Genomic DNA, 25,017 nt, shown 5'->3' with positions numbered 1-25,017 from the left:
TAAGGTTGGTGTTTATGGCCTTTATTCGCCTTCTTCCTCGCTACTTTTATCTGTCCTTGGGAATATTGGCGTGCTGCATTGTGCTCATTTTTGGGGCTTTATGGACTCTATGGACAGTGGTGGAGGATGAGCCGGCTACTATTTCCCGTTGGCTTAGCACGGCTCTTGGCCGGGAGGTGCAGGTTAGTGAGATAGCGTTAAGCTGGCGGGGGGGAGAACCTAGGTTACACTTGACTGGGGTACGAATTATAGATCCCCAAACCGAGCGGCAGTTGCTGAGTTTCAGGGAAATTTACCTCGACGCAGCGCCTTCTCGTACGTCCGCTGAAGGGGAGTGGATGCTGCGGCATCTGACCATTATTGGCGGAGAGCTAACGGTTGAACGGAAGCCAGCAGGCTGTATTCGCGTTTATGGCTTGCAAGACCTTGAATCCCCTTGTCCCCATCCGCCCCGTTTGCCAGCGTGGGTGCTTAATCTCACCCAGTTGACGCTAGTGGATATGGCAATCCGTTGGCTTGATCCCGTTTTGGAAAGGAAGCCCCTAGAGTTACAGGTGAGAGAATTACAGCTAAGAAATGAGGAAGATTTTCATTGGGTTGAGGGGAAGGCAACCTTAGCAGAAAAATTTGGCAGCGAGATTGCTGTCAAAGCAAAATTTACCGGTGGGGGAATTCGAGATCCAAGGAGCCAGGGGGTTCTCTATTTAAAAGGGGAAGGCTTGCGGTTGGCTTCTTGGCAAGCCTCTGACTTTCTTGCTGGACTGCATTTCATCCATGGCAGGGGTGATTTGGAATTAGGGCTGCGCTGGGGAAAGGCTGCCTTGCATCAGGTTCTGGCCAAGTTTGATTGGGAGAACCTGAAAATTACCGGTAATACCCAAACAGCGGAGGCTCCTGGCTCAATCTCTTTCCAACGATTAGCCGGCACTGCCTATTATCATCCATTGGCGCAGGGATGGTCCCTGAAGGTACCGCGATTGGTGGTGATTCGAGACGAGAGGGCATGGCCAGCCACGGCGCTACAAGTGAAAATGGAAAGAGAACCGGTCTCTAAACTACAAGGCCGGTTGACATTTCTTCAGTTGCAGGACGTTGTCCCTCTCTTACAATTCAGCAATCAGTTAGATCCTCAATTACGTCTCTTTCTCGCAAAAACGAAACCGGTGGGGGAGCTGCGGAATATCAAGGCAGTTTTACCGCTTGGGGGGGAAGAGGCAATGAGCTGGAAATTTTCTGCTACCGCGGCGCAATTTGGAACCCGGCCTTGGCGGCACTGGCCAGGCTACCAAGGTTTATCCTTCGAATTGCAGTTAATGAATAGGGGCGGACAGGTGCGGATCAACAGCCGTAATGCCCAGATTTTGAGCGGCTATTTGGAGAAGCCGGTCGCTGTGGATGCACTTGGAGGGAGACTTTCCTGGGTGCGGAAGGGGAAGGATTGGCAGGTTCGTGTTGACGATATTAAATTACAGAACCAGGATCTGGCTTTGAGGGGCGGGTTGCGACTGGAGGCTTCGTCAAAGGTTGATACTCCCCACCTGGATTTATCTTTAATGCTTACAAAAATAGACCTTGCCGCCTTACCTCAGTATCTCCCTTCGCCCGCTATGAAACCTGGCCTAGTACGGTGGTTGAAGCAAGCCTTTCCCCAGGGAGGGGCAGCGGAAGGCAGTCTCGTTTTCCAAGGGCCTTGGAGTCATTTTCCCTCCTCTCGGGATGGGAGTCAGTTGACCGTGGAGCTGGATATTCGTGGGGCTAAGCTGAATTACGCTCGAGGATGGCCAGTACTGGAGCGGGTTGCCGCCCATCTTCATAGTGATGGTCAGTATATGACTATCCATGCGAATGAGGGCCAGATGTTTAGTGCCCGAGTGGCGGAAGCCACGGTCCAAATAACCGATCTTGGTGCTGCGATAGTCCCGCTAACTATTACTGTTCGTGCTCAAGGAGGGGCAGAGGATGCTTGGCGTTTTATTCAGGGAAGTCCCCTGCGGAAAAAATATGGAGAGTTTCTTGAAGGGATAGAAGTTACAGGTGACACGGATCTGAAGCTGAATCTGGCAATGCTCCTAGGAAACAAGAAAAAACGGCCGAAGGTGGAAGGAGAGCTGATTTTTACCAATGCTTATTTACGCCAGCAGAATAATCCCTTTTTAGAACTTGCTGCTATTGAGGGTAGCTTGCACTTTACTCCGGCGGGGCTTAAATCGGAAAATTTGGTGGCCCGGTTGCTAGAGCGGCCTATCAAGGTCGAGCTCCTCAGTTTACCTCGCCAGCGGGGGGGGACGGAGGTTCAGCTAAGTCTCGAGGGCCATTTGGAGGCGCGGCAACTTGCGGAGAAATGGTTCCCTTCCCTGTCAACCTGGGTCCATGGGGCCGCCGATTTTATCGCCGATGTTACCTTTAAAAAAGCTAGGCCAGATGAAGATAAGGTTACTATAGTTCGCGTTAACTCCGGGCTGAAGGGGGTTAAAGTGGCCTTACCACCGCCGCTAGCAAAGCCAGCCGAGCAGAGGCGGAAGCTATTGTGGGAATTTCGTGGCACCGATAGAGATAAAAAACAAGTTACCCTTGTTTATGGAGATTGGTTGCAGGGGGTATTTGAGATGACGGGAAGAGGGACGTCGTCCCGTTTGCTAAGAGGAGAAGTACGGGTTGGAAATAATAGCGATCCACCAGTACTGTCCAGGCCAGGAGTTTGGCTTGCGGGCGCCCTGCCTAAACTCTCGATAGGTGCCTGGTGGGAAACCCTTAAAAGGGCTGGCCAGGGAGATTCTAGCCAATTGCTGCGACTCAATCATATTGCCTTGCAAGTTGATCAGATGGAACTGTTTGGGGGGTATTTTGAGGATGTTATGATAGAGGCAAACCGGATGCCTTCCCGCTGGCAAGCCCAAGTGACTGGGCCTTCTCTGACAGGGTGGATAAGGATACCTGGAGAGGGTTCAGAGGAGCCCTTGGCTGTTGATCTAGAGCATTTGCATCTGCACTCGATAGCCTCTGATAGCAGCTTGTCATCGGTTAATCCCCAGACATGGCCCGCATTTGATTTAATATGCCGTCAGTGCCGCTACAAGGGTTATGATTTGGGTGTCGTTAAGGTATACGCCAGTCCCCATGCTGATGGTTTTCGTTTAGAAGAGTTAGAAATTGTATCGCCGACCCTGCAGCTTGAAGCCAACGGGGATTGGACGATACGGGGGGAAACTCAATGGTCTCATGTGGATATCAAGGCTTATAGCCCGAGTCTAAGTCAATTGCTGACTGAGGCGGGTCACCAAGCTAATGTTCTTGGCGGAGAGACAGAGATGGAGCTCATCGTGGGCTGGCCTGGTCCGCCCACTTTATTTTCCTTAGAACGGCTAGAGGGCAGTATGCGATTAACCATGGATAAAGGTCGCCTATTAGATGTGGAACCTGGGGCAGGACGGCTGTTTGGGCTGCTCAGCATTACAACGCTTCCGCGGCGGTTGGCGCTAGATTTCAGTGATATTTTTGGTAAGGGCTTTGCGTTTGATCGTGTTAAAGGCGCTTTCTCCATCCGCGAAGGAAATGCTTATTCCAAGGACTTGGTTATAGAGGGTCCTACCGCTCGAGTCCAAGCGAGCGGTAGGATTGGTTTAGCAACGCAAGATTATGACCAGATAATAGCGGTGACCCCTCAGGTATCTTCAAGTTTACCTTTAGCCGGGGCGATGGCGGGTGGGCCGGTGGGCCTGGGTGTAGGTACCGCCATTATGTTAGCTGATGAATTAGCGGGTAAAATATTCAATACTGGGATGGAGCAGCTGCTAACTTATTATTACGCGATTTCTGGACCCTGGAAAAAGCCGGTCGTAACCCGTGCAAAGAACTTTTTTTCCTCTAAAGAACGCGAGTAATAAAAGTAAGATTGTGAAAGCATTTAAGATCAATTGGAATGGAAACATCAGGGGCGGGGCTTGCCCCATGATCATATATATTTTATCTGTATCTGAATAAACATAGAAAATAGGAGAGTATCTGTGAGCGTTGTCGCGGCGATTCAAATGGCATCAGGGCCGAACGTTGGAGCCAACCTGCTAGAGGCGGAACGGCTTATCGCCCAAGCGGCTGCTAAAGGAGCAAAGCTAGTGATACTGCCTGAAAATTTTGCTCTTATGGGAGAGAAGGAGGGCGCCTTACTGAGTATCGTTGAAGAGGAGGGGAATGGACCTCTGCAGGGCTTCCTGTCGCAGCAAGCTATTAGGCATAAAGTTTGGTTAGTAGGCGGTACCGTTCCTTTGCAAGCCTCTGAATCGGGTAAGGTTCGGGCTGCATGTCTGCTCTTTGATGCTGATGGCCGAGTGGTGGCACGCTACGATAAGCTCCACCTGTTTGATGTTTCTCTGCCCGGCGGAGAGGAAAGATATTGTGAGTCTCTGACCATCGAATCCGGACAGGATGTGGTTGTTGCTGATACTCCTTTTGGAAAGTTGGGGCTTGCCGTCTGCTACGATTTACGTTTCCCAGAGTTATTTCGCTGCCTGGTAGAGCGGGGCATGGAGATTCTAGTTTTGCCATCGGCTTTTACCGCACTTACGGGTAAGGCGCACTGGGAGCCCCTTGTGCGGGCCCGAGCTATTGAAAATCTATGCTACGTGGTGGCCGCAGGTCAGGGAGGTTTTCATGCTAGTGGGCGCACCACCCATGGCGACAGTATGATTATTGACCCATGGGGGGTTATCTTGGCGCGCTTGCCCCGTGGCTCTGGTGTGATCACCGCTGAGCTGGATCCCGAGCGCCTACGCAGTACACGTCGTAATTTTCCAACCCTTGAACATAGGCGCCTTAGCTGCAAGCTATCATGAGCAATAGGACAGAGATTAGGCTTGGCAAGATAGCTCCTGGTGAAGTTTTAGGGGCAATTGAGAAGCATTTTCAACTGAGTAGCTAGGTGCTGGAACAAAATCTCTCCTCGAGTTAGGCGCGTAGAAACTGGATACCGACTCTTACTTTAGCTATTTTGATACAAAAATCAGTGATAGAGAGGTTATGGGAAGACAATATAAAGCGATAGCCCTAGTTTCCGGAGGGCTGGATTCCATGCTTGCCGTCAAGGTAATACAGGAGCAAGGCATTCATGTAGAAGGAATCAATTTTTTTACGGGATTCTGTGTGGAGGGGCATACCCATGCCATTCGCAATAAGGATAAAAACAGAGCTAAACGCAATAATGCCCTATGGGTGGCTGAGCAGCTAGGAATCAAGCTACACATGATAGAAGTGATCGAGGAGTACAAGGAAGTAGTGCTCAATCCAAAATATGGTTATGGAGCTAATCTCAATCCATGCCTCGATTGTAAAAGCTTTATGGTGGGTAAAGCACTGGCATGGATGAAAGAAAATAATTTTGATTTCATTATCACTGGTGAGGTTGTAGGGCAGCGTCCTAAATCCCAGCGAGCCAAGACAATGCCAGTGGTAGCTCGCGAGTCGGGCGCCCATGATCTATTATTACGGCCTCTTTGCGCTAAAAATCTCCCTATTACTCTGCCGGAGCGCGAAGGTTGGGTGGATCGGGATGGGCTTTATGATTTTAGTGGGCGTTCCCGTAAGCCGCAAATGGCGTTAGCGGCCCACTTTGGAATCGAAGGTTATGCTCAGCCGGCGGGCGGCTGCTGTTTTCTTACCGATGCTAACTACTCGGCTAAGCTGGCTGATTTGTGGCAGGCCCGCAGTACTCGGGATTACGAACTGGACGATATCATGCTGCTCAAGGTGGGTCGTCATCTGCGGCCGCGTCCCCATTTTAAGCTTATTGTCGCGCGGGATTTGGGAGAAAACAATTACCTGGAAGGCTATGCCAAGGTATTCACTCACCTACGAACGGTAAGTCATAAAGGTCCATTAACGCTGGTTGATGGCGCTTTGGAGAAAGGCGATATGGTTTTGGCGAGTCAACTGGTGGCCCGCTTTAGTCAAGGTCGAGAAGCGTCGCAGGTGCAGGTAAAAGTTGTCCGCCCCGGTGGCGTAGCCCAGACCCTAGCGGTTGCTCCGCTCTCTAATGAAGACATCCCCAAGGAGTGGTATGTATGATTGGGAATTATTGCCCTTAGATGCTCTAACTTGAGGAGACTTGGATGAATGTGCGGAGATTGGATGTTCGCCATTTGCTTTGTCCGCTACCTGTGATCCGGACTCAGCAAAAAGTAAAGGAACTAATGTCGGGAGATGTTTTAGAAGTCGTCAGCACCGATCCGGGGGCGCTGAACGATATCCCCGCTTGGTGCCGGGTCAATGGCCATCGTGTACTTAAAGTTACCGAACAGGACAGGGAGGTGGTGGTGCGTTTGGAAGTCAGTAAAACATCTCAGTAAAGTATCACAGTGCCACCATGCGCGCTAGAATAATTTTTTCTATTGAATGGGCCTAGAGCGGAGGGGACTTCGATGGCTGTTGAAGATGTATTAAAAATAATCGAAGAAGAAAAAATAAAATTCGTCGATTTCCGGTTTACGGATACTCGGGGAAAAGAACAACATGTCTCCATGCCTGCCTATAGGGCAGATGAAGAGAGCTTCAGGGAAGGCAAAATGTTTGATGGCTCTTCTATTGCTGGTTGGAAGGCGATTCAAGAGTCCGATATGATTCTGATGCCAGACCCAGAGACGGCGGTGCTTGATCCTTTCATGGAGGAAAAGACCTTGGTACTGCGCTGCGATATCGTGGAGCCGACTACCCTTCAGGGTTATGAGCGAGATCCTCGCTCTATTGCCAAGCGCGCCGAAACCTATCTAAAGTCCACAGGTATTGCGGATACCGCTTATTTTGGTCCGGAGCCTGAATTTTTTGTGCTGGATGATGTTCGTTGGGGAACCAGTATTTCCGGCTCTTTCTATAAGATTGACGCTGAAGAATCTCACTGGAATTCTGAGCGGGTTTATGAGACTGGCAATATTGGGCACCGGCCTACCATTAAAGGGGGTTATTTTCCCGTGCCCCCGGTCGATTCCTTGCAAGATCTTCGTTCCGCCATGTGTTTAATTTTAGAGCAAATGGGAGTGTCCGTGGAGGTTCACCACCATGAGGTGGCGACGGCAGGGCAGTGCGAGATCGGAACTCAGTTCGACACCTTGGTGCGCCGGGCCGATGGACTACAGATTCTTAAGTATGTGGTGCTTAATGTGGCCCACTCTTTTGGTAAAACTGCTACTTTTATGCCTAAGCCCTTAGTAGGAGATAATGGTAGCGGCATGCATGTCCATCAATCCCTAGCAAAAGAAGGAACAAATATTTTTGCTGGGGATAAATATGGGGGGTTGTCAGAGACTGCTTTGTATTATATCGGGGGTACTATTAAACATGCTCGGGCACTTAATGCCTTCACGAATGCTTCCACTAATTCCTATAAGCGCTTAGTTCCAGGTTTCGAGGCGCCAGTCTTATTGGCCTATTCTGCCCGCAACCGTTCCGCATCGATTCGAGTGCCCTATGTGACTAGCCCCAAGGCGCGGCGTATCGAAGTTCGGTTTCCGGATTCCACTGCTAATCCTTATTTTGCCTTTACTGCCATGCTAATGGCCGGACTTGATGGCATTCAAAACCGGATTCACCCTGGCGATGCCATGGATAAGAACCTTTATGACTTACCACCCGAGGAGATAGAAGATATTCCCACAGTTTGTTTTTCCCTTGAACAGGCCCTAGAAGAGCTAGATCGGGATCGGGAATTCCTTAAAGCGGGGGGCGTGTTTACCGATGATGCTATTGATGCTTATATTGCGTTAAAGATGGAAGATGTGACTCGCCTGCGGATGACTACCCATCCCATCGAGTTTGATATGTATTATAGTCTTTGAAAGAGTGCCCAGAGGATATGGCAAGAAGCTGTTAGTTTGCTTTCTTTGGCTTCCCGAACGAATCGCCAGGTCTTGGTGGTTGCTGACCAAGACCTGGGATTACGTACGCCTAACAGAAAGCGTTATTGAGGGAGGACTGCTACCGGGCCGATGCTAAACATTTGGCAGTAATCAGGCTGGGGGCCTATTTTAGAATCCTTCGTAGCCTCGTATATGGTGGTCAAATTTTCCTGCCGGATGCGCTTGGCGTTGGCGATGGCGTCTTCCTCATTCTTTCCCTGGACGACAACAAAGAATCCCTGCCCGAGCTTACCCATGTAGTGGGCTCTCAGTACCTTTCCCTTGTTCGCGTAGGTCTGAAGCCGTTTTGTAATCTCTGGGAATATTTTATTGAATACCTCTTCTGGATATTTGTCTGCCTCCGGGGGGCGCTCACAATGAAGCAAGACATCGCTTTCATCGAATTCTGTGTTAAGCGCGGCATTTACACTTGTGCTGGCAAACAATGCGAGAAAAGCGATTAAATATAAGTAATTTATTTTATTCATAAATTTTATTCCATACTTAATTAGGGGAAATCCTATGTGATAGATGCACATAATTGCAGCAAACTCCACATCGATTCATGCGCTTGGTTAGATTAAGCTCATCAAACCCGAATCGACTTAAAGGTTCATCTTAAAAGGTACTACATTTGCAGGTATTGAGGCAATCATTTCATGGCTTTTTACCAATCTCTTTAGGAGTTAAGTCCCTCGGCGAAGAATTTAAGGCCTCTTCAGCTATACTGGCCGTTATTGTCTGGAAACATGATCGTGACCAAACGGAGCAAGATCGTGCTTGCCTGATCCCATACCGGTTTTATCGCATGCTCGATAACTCCAGAAGCATGGAGAGGGGCTGACCCGCCTGATTTTTTCTCAGAACCTATCCAGGAGATTGAAGCATCCGCCCCCGAGTACCTCAATTAGGCGCAGCTTAACCGGCAGTTTCCTCCTTACCGCCTTGGTGCGGTTTTGCTTCCATAGTCTTACACTCACTTCGGGGGGAATTCATGAAGGTTGTTACCGGGTTAAAGATAAACAGTTTTTTTAAATTAAAGCGGATGACTGCCGAGTATATTTGCAGGTAAAGCGTTATTTTACCTTTTCCTTCATTTTTAGTTTATTTCTAAAATATGCGTATACTGCTTCTTTTATGCGGTTTAATACCAGTTATTACCCTAGGTGGCATCTATAAGTATGTCACTCCGGATGGGAATGTTGAGTATTCCGATCAGCCGCGGGAAGGCGCCGTGGAACTTACAACAATGCCCTTACAGACCTATTCGCCGCCACCGTTGCCTAAAAACATGGAAGCAGCCGATCAAACTAAAGCAAACGCAATGGTTTCCCATCGGCTGAGCATCCTTGCCCCTCAGGATGATGCAACCGTGCGAGAGAATACCGGTAAAGTTGAGGTGGCGCTCCAAGTAGAACCGCCCCTGGAAGTTGACTCAGATTATAGGCTGCAGCTTTTATTGGATGGCCAATCAGTAGGTAAAACTAAAACTAACCTTAGATATACCTTGACTAATGTGGATCGGGGCAGCCATACGCTACAGGCAAAATTACTTGATCGAGCGGGAGCACCCATTGCCCATTCCGAAACCATTACCTTCCATATGCGGCGTATGTCGATCTTGTTTCACGGCAACAATCAGCCTGGTGGCGTACAAAGGGCTCCTAGAGCGCCGCAGATGCCAAGAATGCCAGGGCCGCCCAATCCTGGCGGCGCCCCTACTCCTTAAAGGTTAGGATTTCATCTGGCGGCTTGTAGTAGGTGCCAAAGTAGGATGATTATTGATCAGCTGCGCATAGGTCTGCATGGATGAAAGGGAGCCTTGGTAATTTTGAGGGGGCTTATAATTATCGGGTTTAGTTAGCCAGCCGATTAGATTAATCAATGCAAAAATAATTACGACAATAATAAGAATTCTAGGTACATTCATCGATTTTCCTCTCCAAAATAACGTAGGCTCCATCGAGCGAGTAAATTTAATTTTTCTTTCAAATGCCCGTGGTTTGGCTAGTATATATGCTAGGAGCCAGATTCGACGAATCAAAGAGGGAATTTTTTGTCAATGCTGGCATTGGGTGCAGTAATAGCTTGCCCGTTGGCCGATGCGTTCGAGGCGAATAGGAGTTCCACAAATCGGACAAGGATGAGCGCTACGGCCATAGATTTGGAGCTGGTTAGCGAAATAGCCGGGTTTGCCATCGCTAGTTAAAAAATTCCGCAATGTGGTTCCCCCCGCCTGAATTGCGTTGTATAGCACTGTTTTAGTGGTTTCTGCTAGCCGTTGGTAACGGGCTAAACCGATGCGGCTAGCAGATCGCCGAGGGTGAATTCCTGCCAGAAACAGCGCCTCGTTGGCATAAATATTTCCAACTCCGGCGACTATTCGGTGGTTCATGATAAAGGCTTTAACCGAGGTTCGCCTATGACGGGAGTGTTTAAAAAGATAATGTCCATCAAACAGGGATTCTAAGGGTTCTGGACCAAGTATCTCCAGCAGGGGGTGATGCAGGGGGTTTGCCTGAGTCCAGGATACTGATCCAAATCGGCGGGGATCATTGAAACGCAAACAGCGGCCATTATTCAATACGATATCAAGATGATCATGCTTTCCATGTGGTGTATTAGTAGTGACCAGACGTAGACTGCCAGACATACCGAGGTGAAGAATAATCGTACCCTGAGTACAACTTAAAAGGAGGTATTTGCCACGGCGTCCTACAGCAAGAAAGGACTGGCCAATAAGATTCTGGGTTAAGGAGAGCGGAATTGGCCAGCGTAGACGCGATTCTCGGACAATAACCGTATGTATTTGGCGGCCTACTAGGTGCGGCTCGATGCCACGACGAACGGTTTCGACCTCTGGCAGTTCGGGCACTGGTTTTGTCCGCTATGGGTGATTTGCCAGGTTTCTCTATCTTAAAATTATTTAACTTCTAGGTCAGTTTCGGGGCAACTGAAATAGGGTATTCCAGGCGGAGATGGATAAATGGTATTCGACTCCAAAATCTGATCGGGCCAATATTAAACGGGGTAGGGCCGCAAGAAGCTCAAGGTGAATAGGGGGAGCTCCTTCCCGTTGTACCTCAATAGTAACCAGTGTTGCCCTGTTTCCTTTCAGCTCGACTTGTTGGGCGGTATGTTGTTGCCAGGCTTTGACTAGCTTTGCAATTGCTTCGCTGGCCGGCTTGCTATTGGCGCCTTCGGCGCTCCAGGTCTCTTGAGTTCGGCGTAGCACAATGGTGCGTTTAGGGCTGACCTTTGGATTACCCGCCTCGATCATGACCTGGGGGAGCCGCAGTTCGGTGATGGCGTAGTCGCCGGGAAGCAAGGCTGGATCGACAAAATCGGCGGCGCCCGAAGCAACGGCCTGAAAAGCGTTGCCGCTAATGAGATGAACCATATCTTTCACCAAAACATAGCGGCGTTGGTGTAGCGGTTCCGTGGTGCCAAAGGCGAGTGCTAGGTCATCTAGGTATAAGTGGGCTTCAGGAGGTTCTAAATTTAAGTTGCCAAGGTTCATATCTTGAACCGGGTAGTGGCTATGGCTTGGAGTTTTTGCGATACTTAGCAGTGTTTCGACCATAGATGTGTTAGCCGGTGCTTGGATAGGAGCCGTAACGAACCAATTTCCCTGCTTTTGCTCCAGCCGGATCTCTTGGCGGGACTTATGGACCACACGGATTGTCTGGATGCGTTCAGCATTGATGGACGTGAGTGGGAGTGAAGCGGGTTCAGGGGCAGTCCCCGGCTCATAAAAAACAACCCAAGCCAGGAGTCCGGCAATAGCCAGGAGGGTAAAATTAAGCAAGGTGCGTGTGTTCATAGAAATTTTGCTTTAACGTTGGCGCCGCCGCCACCAGATGAATAACCCAAGGCTTAGTAATGTCGCGGGTAATACCAGTAAAAATCCTAGACCGATTGCCCAAGAAGCTGTGGAAGAAAGCTGGAGAGTGGTATCGGGGCGCGTCCGTGCTGGAATGGCGATAAAGCGGTCTTCATGGGTAAGCCAGTTAATAAGATTAAGGCCCAAATCCAGATTAGCTCCCCCACCAAGGTAAGCGTTGGAGAGAAAATCCCCATCGCCGATAACGACTATGCGCTGGGTACGGGTCTCAGATGCGTTTTGTTCTTCACTGGCCGCCGTCTCCTTGGAGGGAGGCGGCTCTCGATTTAGAGCGAAGCCAATGGTAAAAGGTCCGACAGTATCTTTTCCTTGATCAAATTCGATTTTTTCTTCCAACCCGGAACTTTCTACCCAGGTCCTTGCCAAGGTAGCAAGTACCGCTTGAGTTCTCCAGCCGCTCTTTTTTGTACTCTCCAGCGCAGCCGCCCGGGGAAATAAAGTAACCGATGTGAGGTGTTCGGTAATGGCGTGATCATCGTATTCCGGGACTAGGGCGAAGGTAATGCTGCCACGGCCAAGTAATAGCCGAGCGCTAGGGTCGATGATGGTCCCCGGTAGTATCGTGATACCGAGATCCTTCGCCAGCGGTTCTAATCCATGTAAAGGCCCGGGTTCGGCTAGCCAGAGTAGGTGGCCACCCTTTTTAACATAGGTCTGGATAAGTTCTACCTCGCCCGGCAAGAGATCAGCCTGGGGGCTGGCAATGACTAAGCACTGGATATTATCTGGAATTTGAGATTGAGTTGCTAGATTTAATAACTGAATGTGAAACCCTTTGGTTTCCAGGTATTGGGTAAAATTTTCGAGATCAAAACCAGTATGGCCATGGGGATCCCGCTCGCCGTGACCCGTCAGGAAGACAACTTTTGTCTCGCCGCTGCGAGCAACCCGATTTAGGGCATTAGTCAAGCCTTCCTCAGACAGATTCCGCAGTTTTTCCTGTCGGCCATCTTTTTTAATCACTAGATCCGTTTCAAGGGTAACCTCCAGCTCCCGGACTTGAGCAGGCGCCATTTCTGGGTTGATGTACTTTAATTCTAGATCCGGTTTGTGCTGCTGATAGCGTTCAACTAGTTGGGTAATTTGCTGCTTGGAATGGGGTTCTTGAGCAAAACTGATAATGGTAACCGGTCCTTCAAGTTGCTCCAGAAGCGATTGACTTGCCTGAGAGAGGGTATTACGACCGCTAGAGGTCCAGTCGGCCTGGTAGTTATACCGTAGGCTAAGGACAGCAATCAGGCCCACAATAGTAAGGAATAAGAGGATGAAAAAAAGATTTTGTAATCTGATTTGCCAGTGAGTTTTTCGAGTGACGCGCATATGCTGCCCCGGTTAGCCCCTTAATACCGATAAATTATAAATTAATTAATGAGGTAGCCGGTCAGCATCGAGCCGGCGGATACTCAGTACTAAAAAGGTAGTTATAATCAATAGGTAATAAATAATATCACTGCTATTGAACTGACCTTCTAGTAAGGTTTGGTAGTGCCGAAACAGGGAGAGATAGCTGAATAACTCCTCACCCCCTTCTTTTAAAATACCGCTATTGCCGGCCCAATCGATAATCCAGAGTAACAGTAGTACGCCAAAGGAGCCAATAGCCGCTACCGTAGTCTGTTGGGTTAGGGAGGAAAGAAATAACCCAATGGCGGTAAAACTAGCAATCAGTAGCCCCAACCCGAGCAATCCCGCCGCCAAGAGCCCAAAATCCAGGGTGCCCCCTAGGAGTAGGGAAAGGGGCATCAAAACAAGCAAGAGAGTCATGATAATAAAGAAAGCCAGTGTACCTAGGTACTTACCGATCACAATTTCGGTCATAGAGAGAGGAGCTGAGAATAATAAGGCGAGAGTACGGCCACGCCTTTCATCGGCCACCAGGCGCATGGTCATCAGGGGGACTATCAAGAGCATAATTACGGCGGCATTTTGAAATAGGGGGAGAGCTACGATTTCGGTGATCCCAGGCGCTTCGGGAAGGCCCATAAGGCGGGGTTGGAACTGCAGAAAATAGGCAACTTGGGTGAAAAACATATAACCAAAAAGAATTTGGGTAACAGCTAAAGTGGCCCAAGCTAAGGGTGAGAGAAACAAACGGCGTAGTTCGTGTAGCGCTAAGGTAAGAACCATCATAGTAGCACCGGCTCCTGGGAAGTTTCCGTCTGGGTAATGGCGACGAAAATTTCTTCTAGGGTGCGCCGCTCCGGAGTGAGTTCCCGCAGATGCCAGCCTTTATCAACGGTGCGGCGAACCAGTTCTTCCACTGGATCTTGCTTATCAGGTTGATAACGAAGACGGAATCGTCCGTCTTCCTCTCTTTCTACACTTGTCACGCCCTTTATAGACATTAGCGCCTCGGTTGTGGGGGGGGCGTCAAACCTTACCAAGATACTGGTGGCCTCCATCCGCTGGCTGAGCCCCGCGATGGTATCGGTAAGCACTAATTCTCCCTGGTTAATAATCTGGACCCGATCACAGATAGCCTGAACTTCCGGCAGGATGTGGGTGGAAAGGATGACGCTATGTTTTTGGGCCAGCTCACGAATAAGTTCGCGAATCTCTCGAATTTGGATGGGATCTAAACCTACTGTAGGCTCATCCAGGATAATCACAGAGGGAGAATGAATGATAGCTTGCGCAATTCCTACTCGCTGCTGGTAGCCCTTGGAAAGATTTCCAATCAGCCGTTTGCTTACTTTTTTTAAACCGCAGCGATTGATAGCCGAGGCAATGGCGCCTGCCTGCTGGTTTCTGGGTATACGGTTGAGGCGGGCGCAGAAAGCAAGATATTCCGTCACAGTAAGTTCCCGATAAAGCGGGGGAGTTTCGGGTAAGTAGCCGAGACCTTGTTTGGCCTGCTTGGGTTTATCTAACAAGTCGAAATCATTGATCCGCACTTGCCCGGAACTTGGCGCTAAGCTGCCTGCTAAGATTTGCATGGTAGTTGTTTTCCCGGCACCGTTAGGACCGAGAAAGCCCAATATCTCGCCCCTCCGAACATCGAAGCTAACGTTTTTAACAGCGCAGTGCCCACTGTAATATCGGTATAGTTGTTCCGCGCGTATTAGAATATCTTGCGTCATGGGTCGTTTACTTAAGTTCCTCGGCAAAAAAAATTTTGAGACATTGGTGCTTCGCAAACTAACTTTTTTCTTCCTGAAAAATTTGGCGCACGCCCTCTGGGGGTATCCTTCAATGTAGGAATTTCCTTTCCTTATTCTTTGGTTCCGGCTCTCCACTATCCCCTATTTTATTCATAGCTACTTATATTTCTTTGTATCGCTTGTTATTGGCAGCCATCAGTGAATTCCATTTTGGCATATTATTCCTTTAACTTGAACCCACTTGGCGGATTGGCGCAAGCGTTCCAGTAGAGCGATAGTGGGCGTAATCGGTCAGGATTTGGCGGTGGTCAAAGACTAAATGTTTAGGAAGTTTGTCCAGTAAAAATAAGGCTACTTCAGCCGCATCGTCGGCGGCTTTAGGGACCCCAGAAGCACTGGCTGCGTAGACCGCGCTGATCGTATGGCCACGAGGATCTCGTGCGGGATCAGAGTAGCAACCTAGGAGGGCTTCAAGCCTAACTTTAAGCCCGGTTTCCTCTTGAGCTTCACGTATTGCCGCTTGCTCCAACATCTCGCCAACATCGACAAAACCACCCGGTAGGGCCCATCCGAGGGGGGGGTTACGGCGCTTGATGAGGACAATAGGTTGATTAGGCCGATCTTTTATAGCAATGATAATATCGACTGCCAGTAGAGGAGTGATAGGTTTAGGCATGGTATTGTCCTGGATAATAGACTGTCAAGCATGGGATATATGGAAACAATGTCCCTTTAATAGACGCTGATTACCGCATCGGCTAGTATGCGGTTTCCGCTGGGAGGATGACGTATCTATAAAAAATAACCGAATATTGGTTTGAGATGCTAGAAACAAGGCCAATAGGCGCGGATTTTCTCAAGGCAATATCCAAAAATTTATAATAAAGATACTTGAGTTCTGGCATAACATAACGTCGGAGAGTTGAATACATGTTTTCTGGAGTTTTAGAATTGTCCTTTTGGGGCTATTTTGCGGTCACGCTGGTCCTGACCCACCTGACCATCATCAGTGTGACGGTTTATCTTCACCGCCACCAGGCTCACCGGGCGCTGGAGTTGCATCCGGCGGTGAGCCACTGCTTTCGTTTCTGGCTATGGCTGACCACCGGGATAGTGACCAAGGAATGGGCGGCGGTGCACCGTAAACACCATGCCAAATGCGAGACGGCCGAAGACCCCCATAGTCCTCGGACGGTGGGTATCCACAAAGTGCTATGGCAAGGCGCCTCGCTCTACCGGGAGGCGGCCCGAGACCCGCAGGTAACGGAGAAGTATGGCCATGGCACCCCGGATGATTGGCTTGAGCGCAACCTCTACACGAAACATAGCTACGCGGGGATTGTGCTGATGCTCTTCATCAACCTGGGCTTGTTTGGTGTAGCGGGTTTAGTGATATGGGCGGTTCAGATGCACTGGATTCCCTTCTTTGCGGCGGGGGTGATTAACGGACTGGGCCACTACTGGGGCTATCGGAACTATGAGGTGGCCGATGCCTCCACCAATCTACTCCCCTGGGGGATATTGATTGGGGGGGAAGAGCTGCACAATAACCACCACGCCTATGGTAGTTCCGCCAAGCTCTCTTCCAAGTGGTATGAGTTTGATATCGGCTGGCTCTACATTCGGGTGTTGGCGGCGTTGAAGCTGGCCCGGGTGAAAAAGGTAGCCCCCAAGCTGCTCATCCAGCCCGGGAAGCAGTGGGTGGATGTGGACACGCTCAGGGCCGTGGTGGCTCACCGCTTCCGCCTGTTGACCGCCTATGGGCGGGAGGTGATGGCTCCGGTACTCCAAGAGGAGGCGGCTCATTTCTCAGGCAACGCGCTGTACCGGCGGGCCCGTAACTGGTTGCTGCGCCATGAGGCGTTGATGGATGCCAAGGCCCAGCAGGAGCTGAGCGCCATGCTCAAGGATAATCAGCGCCTGGAGACGGTGTATCGCTTTCGCCAGCAGCTCCAGGCCCTCTGGTCCCAGGCTTGGTCTAGCCAGGAGGCGCTATTGTATGCCCTGCAGGAGTGGTGCCGCCAGGCCGAGGAATCCGGGATAAAAGCCTTGCAGGATTTCGCCCTCTCCCTGCGCGGCTATTCTCTTCAGCAGGTTTGAATGGATAAATAATTTTATGATGCCCTCTAAAAACCCGCCAGAAAAGACGGGTTTTTAGAGGAAACTCAAGACAAAATTAATGGCTATTTAATTTTAGCTTCTTTATAAAGAACATGCTTGCGTACTACTGGATCGTATTTTTTCTTTTCTAGCTTTTCCGGTGTGGTACGTTTGTTCTTTGTCGTCGTGTAATAATGGCCAGTACCTGCACTGGATACCAACTTGATTTTATCGCGCATACTTTCTCTCTCCTTATATTTTTTCGCCCCGGGTTCGCATATCTGCCAAGACTTGATCGATACCTAGTTTATCGATCATACGGAGTCCTTTGCCACTCACTTTAAGTTTTACCCAACGATTTTCGCCTTCAACCCAGAACCGATGGGTATGGAGGTTAGGCAGAAACCGGCGCCTAGTTTTGTTATGGGCATGGGAAACATTATTACCGCTCGCAGGGCGTTTGCCCGTTACCTGACATACTTTGGACATTATTGATTACTCCTAGATAAGCGTTTGGAGAGCCCGCCAAGGGGGTATTTTAGGCTAAATGAATGTAAAAAAGCGGGTTATACCAGATCTAGGGCGAATTTTATAGGAGCCTTTACATCCAGGCAACTTTTTGCTCAGATTTCGGGATGCTTTTGGCGGGCAGCCCGGAGGTTTTATTATCCCATAACCCTATTTCCGCTGGAACCAGAATTTCTGTGGCTAATGGAAGGTGATCAGAGACAGCATGGGCTAGCGCACCCACTTGAATGACCTCCAATGAGGGGCTCACTAAGATATGATCGATATGTCGTTTTGGGCGCCAGCTAGGATAGGTTGCGATTTTAGTGACCGGTGCCTTCAGTCCAGTTTTCCGCAATAAGGCGCGCAGCTCCGGGCTGTGAAGCTGGCAATTTAAATCCCCCATGACCACGACATAGGGATGATTGTGGACTAAACTACTGATGAAATCTAGCTGCTGGGTTCGCGAGCGGCGGCCTAGAGCAAGGTGGATCAGAAGGACGATTAGGGGATTTTTGGGATTGCCAAAGTGGGCCAAGATAGCCCCTCGTCCGGGTACTAGACCTGGCAGCCGGTAGGTACGAAGATAGCTTGGTTGTATTCGGCTAAGGAGGGCGTTGCTTTGCTGAGCGATATTAGCAAAGCGGCGCGTGGCTTGCTGGTGGAAGTAGGGAAAATCGCAAAGTTCTGCAAGTAGTTTTGCTTGGTTCACAAAGCCAGTACGCAGGCTACCACTATCTGCTTCTTGCAACCCCACAATATCAAAATCCGATATTACTTGGGCGATACTGGTTAGGGTTTGATGGCGGCGCGCATCGGGCAGAATATGTTTCCAGCTTCGGGTAAGATAATGATGATAACGGGTAGTGATAACACCTGCTTGGATATTATAGCTTAACAAACGTAAGCTACGCCTCTGAGCAGAAGAAGCCGATGATGAATGAAGGGCTAAGTCAGGCATTCTAACCTTTCCTTAAAGTTAATCTTCTTACTTATCTTACCTTATGGTAATTTTTATACCAGGCTACGAAGCGGGCGATCCCCTCCTCGATAGGTGTAGCAGGGTAGAACTCCATGTCCTGGATTAAATCATCCACATCCGCGTAGGTGGCAGGGACATCCCCAGGCTGTAGGGGAAGTAAATTCTTTTTTGCTTCGCGGCCCAGGCATTCTTCTAATATCTTGATAAACTTACCGAGTTCTACAGGCTGATGATTGCCTATATTGTAAATTCGGTAGGGTGCGGAGCTCGTATTTGGCTCAGGGGTTGCCCCATTCCAGTTGGCGTTAGGTGCCGGAAGCCGATCTAGGGTACGAGTCACTCCCTCTACGATATCGTCAATATAGGTAAAGTCCCGTTGATGATGGCCGTAATTATAGACCTCGATAGGTTTACCCGCCAGGATATTACGGGTAAACTTAAAGAGAGCCATGTCCGGCCGTCCCCAAGGGCCATAGACGGTGAAAAAACGCAATCCGGTCGTTGGAAGCCGATAAAGGTGGCTATAAGTATGGGCCATTAATTCATTAGCCTTTTTCGAAGCCGCGTACAAACTCAAGGGATGATCCACATTATCTTGGACTGCGTAGGGCATTTTAGTGTTAGCGCCATAAACGGAGCTGCTGGAGGCAAAAACGAGGTGTTCTACCTGGTAATGGCGGCAGTTCTCTAGGATGTTCAGGAAGCCATATAGATTGCTATCCATATAGGCATAGGGGTTTTCCAGGGAGTAACGAACGCCAGCTTGAGCCGCTAGATTAACTACCCGTTGGGGCCGATATTTAGCAAATATAGCCCGCAAAGCTTCGCGATTCTCCAGCCCAATAGGCACTTCGGTAAAGGCGGGGTTAGTTTGAAAGCGGGCCAGCCGGGCCCGTTTCAGATTGACATCGTAATAATCATTGAGATTATCAACGCCAATGACCTCATCGCCGCGCTTTAGCAGTTTCTCGGTCAATGCCGCGCCGATAAAGCCGGCGCTTCCCGTCACCATAATTTTCATTTAGATGTTTCCTGGACTTTGCCTTAGGGTATTATTGTTGTTACATAGGTCAAATTTAGAATAGCTTAAAGGCGACCATCTACCGCCTCCTTAGGGAGAAGATGTTTGACGTCATAGAGAATGCTTCTTGGCTTCCCTAAGGCGCGAATACCCGCGGCCTTTAACTCAGCGAATTGCCGGTGAGCTACCGCCACGATGATGGCATCGTAATAACCGTCTCTTAAATCAGTGACAAGAGTGATTCCATGTTCTTGCCTAGCCTCCTTAGCGTCTATCCAAGGATCGTAAATATCAATTTGAGCATGGTAGTTTTTAAGTTCGGCGATAATATCCATCACCCGAGTATTCCGTAAATCGGGGCAGTTTTCCTTGAAAGCGAGCCCTAGAATCAATATCCTGCTATCCACCACGTGGATGCGGCGTTGGGTCATGAGTTTAACTATTTGACTAGCAACGTAGCTTCCCATGCCATCGTTGACTCGGCGGCCGGCGAGGATCATTTCAGGTTGGAAGCCGATGGCTTGCGCCTTGTGAGTGAGGTAATATGGATCGATACCAATACAGTGCCCGCCAACCAGTCCGGGGCGAAATGGCAAGAAATTCCACTTGGTCGCTGCTGCTTCCAGGACCTCCTGGGTATCAATACCAAGTTGGTTAAAGAGCATTGCTAATTCATTGATTAGGGCAATATTGACATCCCGCTGGGTATTTTCAATTACTTTGGCCGCTTCAGCAACACGGATGCTGTTCGCTTTATGGGTGCCTGCAGTAATAATACTGGCATAGATCTCATCCACTAATTCTGTGGCCTCAACCGTCGAGGCTGATATGACTTTGCAGATAGAAGCCACCCGATGTTGCTTGTCTCCTGGATTGATTCGTTCGGGGCTATAACCTGCAAAAAATTCTTGGTTATAGGTAAGTCCTGATTCACGTTCCAGAATAGGAACACAAATTTCTTCGGTAGCTCCTGGATAAACGGTAGATTCAAAAATGGCGATATTCCCCCGTTTGAGCACTTTGCCTACCGTATGGCTTGCACTTTCCAAGGGGCGGAGATCGGGGCGTTTATATTCGTCAATCGGCGTAGGAACAGTGATAATGTAGACATTGCAATCAATTAAATCTTGTGCCTGGTGGGTATATTGGAGCTGAGTGGTTGCTGCCAATAATTCAGGTTCTACTTCCAGGGTACTGTCACGTCCCTCCTTTAGCTCCGCAATACGCCTTGGATTGATATCAAACCCCATGGTGGGAAACTTTTTGCCAAATTCCACCGCCAGGGGGAGCCCCACATAACCTAGCCCGAGAATTCCGACTCGTATCTCTTTTAATGTTAGCACCGCATGTTTCTCCCTTATGTTAGCAGTTCGGTACAATGTATTCGTTCATTTAGGTGAATAGAGTGGGGTAATTGCTTGCGAGCTATCGGTCTAGCAGCTAGATACTTAATAACCTGCAGGAATGCGGTCATGCCAGTCTGTGACTTGTTGGTAGCGGTGGGCAAGGTTGAGGAGGCGCGATTCGCTGAAATAATTACCAATGATTTGTAGGCCGACGGGCAGCCCTTGGGCAAAGCCTGCCGGAATGGAAAGTGCGGGCAATCCGGCCAGGTTAACGTTGATGGTATAAATATCAGCTAAGTACATAGCAACCGGGTCGTCGCTTTTCTCTCCGAGCCGAAAAGCGGGTGTTGGCGAAGTGGGGCCCATAATGACATCCACTTCAGTAAGGGCTTGTTTAAAATCATCGCTAATAAGACGCCGTAATTTCTGGGCTTTGAGATAATAGGCATCGTAATAGCCTGCCGAGAGCACATAAGTGCCTATCAAAATCCGGCGCTTGACTTCAGGGCCAAAGCCTTCGCCTCGAGAGCGACAATAAAGCTCTAGGAGATCTTTGGGGTTGTCGCAACGGTAACCAAAACGAGTGCCATCATAGCGGGAAAGGTTAGAAGAACACTCTGCTGGGGCAACCACATAATAGGTAGGGACCGCCAGCTTAGTATTGGGCAAGCTGATTTCACGGATCTGAGCGCCGAGGCGTTCAAATTCTTTGATAGCGGCCTCAATGGGGATGGCGATACCCGGGTTCAGGTTTTCGTCGAAATATTCTGTGGGTAGACCGATTTTAATCCCTTTGATGCTCTCTTCAAGAGAAAGGGTGTAGTCGGGAACATCTTGCGCTACAGAGGTGGAGTCCCGCTCGTCAAAACCAGCCATAACATTAAGCAAAAGGGCTGCATCCTGGGCAGTGCGGGCCATAGGGCCACCCTGGTCGAGGCTGGAGGCGAAAGCGATCATTCCGTACCGGGAAACCCGGCCATAAGTGGGTTTTAGCCCAGTAATTCCGCATAAAGCCGCCGGCTGACGGATAGAGCCGCCAGTATCTGTCCCAGTAGCGGCAGGAGTCAGCCTTGCAGCTACTGCCGCAGCCGATCCCCCCGAGGAACCGCCGGGAACCCGGTCGTGAGCCCAGGGATTTTTCACCGAACCATAGAAACTAGTCTCATTGCTGGAGCCCATGGCAAATTCGTCCATGTTGGTCTTGCCAAGCATGACAGCACCGGCGGTTTTGAGGCGGGAGACTACGGTAGCATTATAGGGCGCGGTAAAGTTGTCGAGCATTTTTGAGCCACAGCTTGTTTTAACCCCGGTAGTACAAAAAATATCCTTGTGGGCTAAAGGGATACCCGTTATCGAGCTTCCTTCCCCGGATTGTAATATGGCATCAGCGGCTTTAGCCTGTTTAAGGGCCTCTTCAGTAGAGACGGTAATAAAGCTGTTGAGATCTTCATTCAGCCGCTCAATACGTTTGAGATAGTGCTGGGTGAGTTCTTCGCTTGAAAATTCGCGCGCTTTTAGGGCGCTGGCCAGTTCGGCTAAGGACTTATGATGCATAGATTATTTCTCAAAAAACTATGATAGCTTAATCAATAACTTTAGGGATTAAGTAGACGCCTGCCTCAACCTGGGGAGCAATAGATTGAAAGGTCCTCCACTGATCACTTTCGGTGACTTCGTCAGGACGTAGTCGCTGAATGGCGTCTAAAGGGTGGGCCATGGGCTCGATATTGGTAGTGTCAACTTTATTCATTTGTCCCACGAACTCAAGGATTCGGCTTAAATCATGCTTGTAATGAGGAATAGCCTCCGAGTCGATAGCAAGGCGAGCCAAATGGGCGATATATTCAACATCCGCCGTTTTTAATGTCATAATTTTTCCTCTAGTAGAAGTATGGTATACGGGATTTTGACACACTATCTTTGCTTGCTCAAAAGCCTCCACCATTGCTAAAGTACGGTGCTTTCTATACATAGAGAGACCGTTTCAGAAATGTCCTTTAACGCCGATACGGTATTGAGGACTGTTTTGCAAGGCCTCTATGCAAGCACTTATACTACTTGAGACTGTGCTTCTCAAGCGCACCTCATTGGGGCTCGGCCCAAAACTACTATATCCTACCCTTGTTAAGGGATATATAGGTGAGTAGTCGAGACTGCATTTATGAGCAAGGGAGCCGTTCAACCCTACTTTACTACGGAGTGGGGCTGGCCTTTTTAGTAGGGTTAAAGAGGGTATTGCTGTGCTCGGTGAGCGTAATTCTGACAGCTTAAGGCATTTTCAACTTTTAGTAGCTTGCTATCGTCCCGAAATCACCGCCAGTTGATTCTTGGGTAGTAGGGGTTGCCGTGGAACAAACTAATGAGAAAGACAATCACTTTTTTAGTCTATGCCTTTTTGCCCCTGGTAGTAGCTGCTGCCGATAGCGACTTGCCTGGTATCGATGATTTTATCGATGAGATGGTTACCCAGCACGGCTTTGATAAGCCCGAACTCAAGCAATTGTTTGCCGAGGTCGAAGTCAAAACAAACATCCTCCAGGCGATTTCCCGGCCGGCGGAAAAGAGTAAACCCTGGTATGAGTATCAGCGCATTTTTCTTACTCCCGAGCACATTCAGAGGGGAGTCGCTTTTTGGGAAATCAACCAACGCAGCCTTGCACAGGCTCAAGAGACATTTGGGGTGCTCCCGGAAGTTATTGTTGCCATCCTGGGAGTAGAAACTCGTTATGGCCGCCATATGGGCCGCTACCGAGTCATTGACTCTCTTGCTACTTTGGCTTTTCGTTACCCACCGCGCAGCCAGTTTTTTCGCCATCAACTGATTGAATTTTTATTGCTTGCTCGAGAAGAAAAAAGAGATCCGCGCAATTTTACAGGATCCTACGCGGGAGCGATGGGGCTTGCCCAGTTTATGCCAGATAGTTTCCGTGATTACGCCGTAGATTTTGATCAGGATGGTTGGCGAGATATTTGGGAAACTCCGGAAGACGCGGTTGGCAGCATTGCTAATTTTCTGAAAAGGAAGGGGGGTTGGCAAGCGAAAGCCCCTGTAGCCAGTTTAGCGGAAGTCAGCGGGGTTGATTATCATCAATGGCTAAAGCGAGGGCTTAAACCATCGATATCCGTGGGCCAGCTGCTTCAAGAAGGGATCCAAATAGCAGATTCTATCTCTAAAGACCAGCTTGCCTCCGTGTTTGTACTGGAACAGGAAAAGGGTCCCGAGGTTTGGCTAGGGTTTAATAATTTTTATGCTCTGATTCGCTATAATCCTAGCCCTCTCTACGCCATGGCGGTTTACCAGCTGGCCAAGGCCATTAAAGCGCAGCGTGAAGGCCGCAGCAGCTTATGAAGCGGGGGGCGCTATCCCTCCTATTCTTTCTTCTGGCGGGGCCATTAAACATGGCCTGCAGCCGTTTTCCCGAAGTCCAGGAGAATAAACTGCTAGCGGATGATAAGCTTAATGATTCTGCCCCCCGCCTAGAGCCGCTTAGCAAGTATGGCAACCCCCCTTTCTACGAAGTCAACGGGCAGCGTTACTACACCCGTCGCAGTAGCGGCGGTTATAAGGAAAAGGGTATAGCTTCTTGGTATGGATCAAAGTTTCACGGCCGCCGTACTTCCAGTGGCGAAATTTATGATATGCATGCGATGACCGCAGCTCACCGTAGTCTGCCCTTACCCTGTTATGTGACGGTGACTAATTTAAGCAATAAGCGCCAGATCATTGTGCGCGTCAATGATCGGGGACCATTTCACTCCAACCGGATCATTGACCTTTCCTATGCAGCCGCCGTAAAGCTAGGTTTGGATAGGCAAGGTACAGGTCTAGTGGAAGTACGGGCTATAGAGCCAAAACCCGCTCTGAATAGGACAGTAGATGTTTCTGAAAACGAATTTTATCTTCAGGTCGGTGCTTTCCAAAATCCCCGCAGTGCAGAACAGTTGCAAAAGCGGCTACGGTCAACTATTGACGCAGAAGTAAAAGTGAGTCCTCTGCCAACGCAGCAGGCTCCTTTCTACCGGGTGCGCGTTGGCCCTTTATTGAATGTCGAAACGCTGGATAATATTGCCAAGCGTCTTACTGAGCTGGGTTTCCCCCACCCTATTGTTGTTCACTAAGCGGCCACCGCTGTGCTATCGTAGCTAGGATATTGGCTTCTTACCTGGTTGGCCTGA

The 25,017-nt window shown here is 49.4% G+C and carries 24 protein-coding genes; 9 read left to right on the top strand and 15 right to left on the bottom strand.

The window, feature by feature from the left end:
* Window positions 1-14 precede the first annotated feature (14 nt).
* The 5 genes from NOC_RS14110 (at window position 15) to glnA (ending at window position 7,820) form a co-directional block, all read left to right on the top strand.
* Window positions 15-3,881: a YhdP family protein gene (locus NOC_RS14110; RefSeq protein WP_002813565.1), complete on the top strand. Its 3,867-nt coding sequence runs from the start codon at window positions 15-17 to the stop codon at window positions 3,879-3,881.
* Window positions 3,882-4,004: 123 nt separating this feature from the next.
* Window positions 4,005-4,829 carry a carbon-nitrogen hydrolase family protein gene (locus tag NOC_RS14105; RefSeq protein WP_011331025.1) on the top strand — a complete coding sequence of 275 codons (825 nt, stop codon included), beginning with the start codon at window positions 4,005-4,007 and terminating at the stop codon, window positions 4,827-4,829.
* A gap of 184 nt (window positions 4,830-5,013) precedes the next feature.
* Entirely contained in the window at window positions 5,014-6,057 is a 1,044-nt protein-coding gene (locus NOC_RS14100; protein ID WP_002813051.1) for a tRNA (5-methylaminomethyl-2-thiouridylate)-methyltransferase, read from the top strand.
* A gap of 44 nt (window positions 6,058-6,101) precedes the next feature.
* Window positions 6,102-6,338, top strand: a complete 237-nt coding sequence (locus tag NOC_RS14095; RefSeq protein WP_011331024.1) for a sulfurtransferase TusA family protein — start codon at window positions 6,102-6,104, stop codon at window positions 6,336-6,338.
* A gap of 72 nt (window positions 6,339-6,410) precedes the next feature.
* The gene (gene glnA, locus NOC_RS14090) at window positions 6,411-7,820 is read left to right on the top strand and encodes a glutamate--ammonia ligase (protein WP_002812597.1); all 1,410 of its coding nucleotides are present in this window, start codon (window positions 6,411-6,413) and stop codon (window positions 7,818-7,820) included.
* Between the two features lie 122 nt (window positions 7,821-7,942).
* Here the strand turns inward: glnA and NOC_RS14085 are convergent, their stop codons facing one another.
* The gene (locus tag NOC_RS14085) at window positions 7,943-8,368 is read right to left on the bottom strand and encodes a hypothetical protein (protein WP_232420185.1); all 426 of its coding nucleotides are present in this window, start codon (window positions 8,366-8,368) and stop codon (window positions 7,943-7,945) included.
* A gap of 629 nt (window positions 8,369-8,997) precedes the next feature.
* Here NOC_RS14085 and NOC_RS14080 point away from each other — a divergent pair.
* A complete protein-coding gene (locus tag NOC_RS14080; protein ID WP_002814065.1) occupies window positions 8,998-9,609 on the top strand; it encodes a DUF4124 domain-containing protein in 612 nt (203 codons plus the stop codon).
* A 3-nt stretch (window positions 9,610-9,612) separates the two neighbouring features.
* Here NOC_RS14080 and NOC_RS17755 read toward each other — a convergent pair whose 3' ends face one another.
* The 7 genes from NOC_RS17755 to NOC_RS14045 form a co-directional block, all read right to left on the bottom strand.
* A complete protein-coding gene (locus tag NOC_RS17755) occupies window positions 9,613-9,810 on the bottom strand; it encodes a hypothetical protein (protein WP_002813785.1) in 198 nt (65 codons plus the stop codon).
* A gap of 129 nt (window positions 9,811-9,939) precedes the next feature.
* Window positions 9,940-10,755, bottom strand: coding sequence for a bifunctional DNA-formamidopyrimidine glycosylase/DNA-(apurinic or apyrimidinic site) lyase (mutM, locus tag NOC_RS14070; protein WP_002813868.1), 816 nt, complete (start codon window positions 10,753-10,755; stop codon window positions 9,940-9,942).
* Window positions 10,756-10,818: 63 nt separating this feature from the next.
* Window positions 10,819-11,703 (bottom strand): DUF4340 domain-containing protein, encoded by an 885-nt coding sequence (locus NOC_RS14065; protein WP_002813049.1) that lies wholly within the window; start codon window positions 11,701-11,703, stop codon window positions 10,819-10,821.
* A gap of 12 nt (window positions 11,704-11,715) precedes the next feature.
* On the bottom strand, window positions 11,716-13,104 hold the full coding sequence (locus NOC_RS14060; protein WP_002812838.1) for a GldG family protein: 1,389 nt from the start codon (window positions 13,102-13,104) through the stop codon (window positions 11,716-11,718).
* Window positions 13,105-13,149: 45 nt separating this feature from the next.
* On the bottom strand, window positions 13,150-13,914 hold the full coding sequence (locus tag NOC_RS14055) for an ABC transporter permease subunit (protein WP_002812527.1): 765 nt from the start codon (window positions 13,912-13,914) through the stop codon (window positions 13,150-13,152).
* Window positions 13,911-14,864, bottom strand: coding sequence for an ABC transporter ATP-binding protein (locus NOC_RS14050; protein WP_011331022.1), 954 nt, complete (start codon window positions 14,862-14,864; stop codon window positions 13,911-13,913). Before NOC_RS14050 ends, NOC_RS14055 begins: the two co-directional genes overlap by 4 nt.
* A 247-nt stretch (window positions 14,865-15,111) precedes the next feature.
* Window positions 15,112-15,561, bottom strand: a complete 450-nt coding sequence (locus NOC_RS14045) for an NUDIX domain-containing protein (RefSeq protein WP_002812607.1) — start codon at window positions 15,559-15,561, stop codon at window positions 15,112-15,114.
* Between the two features lie 254 nt (window positions 15,562-15,815).
* On the opposite strand from NOC_RS14045, the gene NOC_RS14040 reads away from it, so the two are divergent.
* On the top strand, window positions 15,816-16,985 hold the full coding sequence (locus tag NOC_RS14040; protein WP_002813077.1) for a DesA family fatty acid desaturase: 1,170 nt from the start codon (window positions 15,816-15,818) through the stop codon (window positions 16,983-16,985).
* Window positions 16,986-17,068: 83 nt separating this feature from the next.
* Here NOC_RS14040 and rpmG read toward each other — a convergent pair whose 3' ends face one another.
* From rpmG to gatC, 7 genes are all read right to left on the bottom strand, one after another.
* The gene (gene rpmG, locus NOC_RS14035) at window positions 17,069-17,224 is read right to left on the bottom strand and encodes a 50S ribosomal protein L33 (RefSeq protein WP_002812427.1); all 156 of its coding nucleotides are present in this window, start codon (window positions 17,222-17,224) and stop codon (window positions 17,069-17,071) included.
* A 13-nt stretch (window positions 17,225-17,237) separates the two neighbouring features.
* Window positions 17,238-17,474 carry a 50S ribosomal protein L28 gene (gene rpmB, locus NOC_RS14030; protein WP_002813926.1) on the bottom strand — a complete coding sequence of 79 codons (237 nt, stop codon included), beginning with the start codon at window positions 17,472-17,474 and terminating at the stop codon, window positions 17,238-17,240.
* Window positions 17,475-17,586: 112 nt separating this feature from the next.
* A complete protein-coding gene (locus tag NOC_RS14025; RefSeq protein WP_002812849.1) occupies window positions 17,587-18,453 on the bottom strand; it encodes an endonuclease/exonuclease/phosphatase family protein in 867 nt (288 codons plus the stop codon).
* A gap of 31 nt (window positions 18,454-18,484) precedes the next feature.
* The gene (locus NOC_RS14020) at window positions 18,485-19,495 is read right to left on the bottom strand and encodes an NAD-dependent epimerase (RefSeq protein WP_002813392.1); all 1,011 of its coding nucleotides are present in this window, start codon (window positions 19,493-19,495) and stop codon (window positions 18,485-18,487) included.
* A 65-nt stretch (window positions 19,496-19,560) separates the two neighbouring features.
* The gene (gene tviB, locus NOC_RS14015) at window positions 19,561-20,838 is read right to left on the bottom strand and encodes a Vi polysaccharide biosynthesis UDP-N-acetylglucosamine C-6 dehydrogenase TviB (protein ID WP_002813061.1); all 1,278 of its coding nucleotides are present in this window, start codon (window positions 20,836-20,838) and stop codon (window positions 19,561-19,563) included.
* A 105-nt stretch (window positions 20,839-20,943) separates the two neighbouring features.
* Window positions 20,944-22,395, bottom strand: coding sequence for an Asp-tRNA(Asn)/Glu-tRNA(Gln) amidotransferase subunit GatA (gatA, locus tag NOC_RS14010; RefSeq protein WP_002812989.1), 1,452 nt, complete (start codon window positions 22,393-22,395; stop codon window positions 20,944-20,946).
* A gap of 28 nt (window positions 22,396-22,423) precedes the next feature.
* Window positions 22,424-22,711, bottom strand: coding sequence for an Asp-tRNA(Asn)/Glu-tRNA(Gln) amidotransferase subunit GatC (gene gatC, locus NOC_RS14005; RefSeq protein ID WP_002811864.1), 288 nt, complete (start codon window positions 22,709-22,711; stop codon window positions 22,424-22,426).
* Window positions 22,712-23,200: 489 nt separating this feature from the next.
* Here gatC and mltB point away from each other — a divergent pair, with 489 nt between their 5' ends.
* Both mltB and NOC_RS13995 read left to right on the top strand, forming a co-directional pair.
* Complete coding sequence (gene mltB / locus NOC_RS14000) at window positions 23,201-24,190, top strand: lytic murein transglycosylase B (RefSeq protein WP_002813717.1); 990 nt, start codon at window positions 23,201-23,203, stop codon at window positions 24,188-24,190.
* Window positions 24,187-24,960, top strand: a complete 774-nt coding sequence (locus NOC_RS13995; RefSeq protein WP_002813330.1) for a septal ring lytic transglycosylase RlpA family protein — start codon at window positions 24,187-24,189, stop codon at window positions 24,958-24,960. The genes mltB and NOC_RS13995 overlap by 4 nt, the downstream gene beginning before the upstream one ends.
* Window positions 24,961-25,017 lie beyond the last annotated feature (57 nt).

The organism is Nitrosococcus oceani ATCC 19707 (assembly GCF_000012805.1).
In the GTDB taxonomy this organism is placed as follows: domain Bacteria; phylum Pseudomonadota; class Gammaproteobacteria; order Nitrosococcales; family Nitrosococcaceae; genus Nitrosococcus; species Nitrosococcus oceani.
Note: the sequence above shows the minus strand (reverse complement) of the source record. Positions and strands in the feature narration are given on the sequence as shown.

What these genes read in the sequence shown, in the direction of transcription:
- NOC_RS14080 (WP_002814065.1), top strand. Translation starts at nt 8,998, where the DNA reads ATGCGTATACTGCTTCTTTTATGCGGTTTAATACCAGTTATTACCCTA.
- NOC_RS13995 (WP_002813330.1), top strand. Translation starts at nt 24,187, where the DNA reads ATGAAGCGGGGGGCGCTATCCCTCCTATTCTTTCTTCTGGCGGGGCCA.
- NOC_RS14060 (WP_002812838.1), bottom strand. Translation starts at nt 13,104, where the DNA reads ATGCGCGTCACTCGAAAAACTCACTGGCAAATCAGATTACAAAATCTT.
- NOC_RS14085 (WP_232420185.1), bottom strand. Translation starts at nt 8,368, where the DNA reads ATGAATAAAATAAATTACTTATATTTAATCGCTTTTCTCGCATTGTTT.
- NOC_RS14040 (WP_002813077.1), top strand. Translation starts at nt 15,816, where the DNA reads ATGTTTTCTGGAGTTTTAGAATTGTCCTTTTGGGGCTATTTTGCGGTC.
- NOC_RS14050 (WP_011331022.1), bottom strand. Translation starts at nt 14,864, where the DNA reads ATGACGCAAGATATTCTAATACGCGCGGAACAACTATACCGATATTAC.
- NOC_RS17755 (WP_002813785.1), bottom strand. Translation starts at nt 9,810, where the DNA reads ATGAATGTACCTAGAATTCTTATTATTGTCGTAATTATTTTTGCATTG.
- glnA (WP_002812597.1), top strand. Translation starts at nt 6,411, where the DNA reads ATGGCTGTTGAAGATGTATTAAAAATAATCGAAGAAGAAAAAATAAAA.
- NOC_RS14025 (WP_002812849.1), bottom strand. Translation starts at nt 18,453, where the DNA reads ATGCCTGACTTAGCCCTTCATTCATCATCGGCTTCTTCTGCTCAGAGG.
- gatC (WP_002811864.1), bottom strand. Translation starts at nt 22,711, where the DNA reads ATGACATTAAAAACGGCGGATGTTGAATATATCGCCCATTTGGCTCGC.
- NOC_RS14065 (WP_002813049.1), bottom strand. Translation starts at nt 11,703, where the DNA reads ATGAACACACGCACCTTGCTTAATTTTACCCTCCTGGCTATTGCCGGA.
- rpmB (WP_002813926.1), bottom strand. Translation starts at nt 17,474, where the DNA reads ATGTCCAAAGTATGTCAGGTAACGGGCAAACGCCCTGCGAGCGGTAAT.
- NOC_RS14100 (WP_002813051.1), top strand. Translation starts at nt 5,014, where the DNA reads ATGGGAAGACAATATAAAGCGATAGCCCTAGTTTCCGGAGGGCTGGAT.
- NOC_RS14045 (WP_002812607.1), bottom strand. Translation starts at nt 15,561, where the DNA reads ATGCCTAAACCTATCACTCCTCTACTGGCAGTCGATATTATCATTGCT.
- NOC_RS14095 (WP_011331024.1), top strand. Translation starts at nt 6,102, where the DNA reads ATGAATGTGCGGAGATTGGATGTTCGCCATTTGCTTTGTCCGCTACCT.
- NOC_RS14110 (WP_002813565.1), top strand. Translation starts at nt 15, where the DNA reads ATGGCCTTTATTCGCCTTCTTCCTCGCTACTTTTATCTGTCCTTGGGA.
- rpmG (WP_002812427.1), bottom strand. Translation starts at nt 17,224, where the DNA reads ATGCGCGATAAAATCAAGTTGGTATCCAGTGCAGGTACTGGCCATTAT.
- mltB (WP_002813717.1), top strand. Translation starts at nt 23,201, where the DNA reads ATGAGAAAGACAATCACTTTTTTAGTCTATGCCTTTTTGCCCCTGGTA.
- NOC_RS14055 (WP_002812527.1), bottom strand. Translation starts at nt 13,914, where the DNA reads ATGATGGTTCTTACCTTAGCGCTACACGAACTACGCCGTTTGTTTCTC.
- gatA (WP_002812989.1), bottom strand. Translation starts at nt 22,395, where the DNA reads ATGCATCATAAGTCCTTAGCCGAACTGGCCAGCGCCCTAAAAGCGCGC.
- NOC_RS14020 (WP_002813392.1), bottom strand. Translation starts at nt 19,495, where the DNA reads ATGAAAATTATGGTGACGGGAAGCGCCGGCTTTATCGGCGCGGCATTG.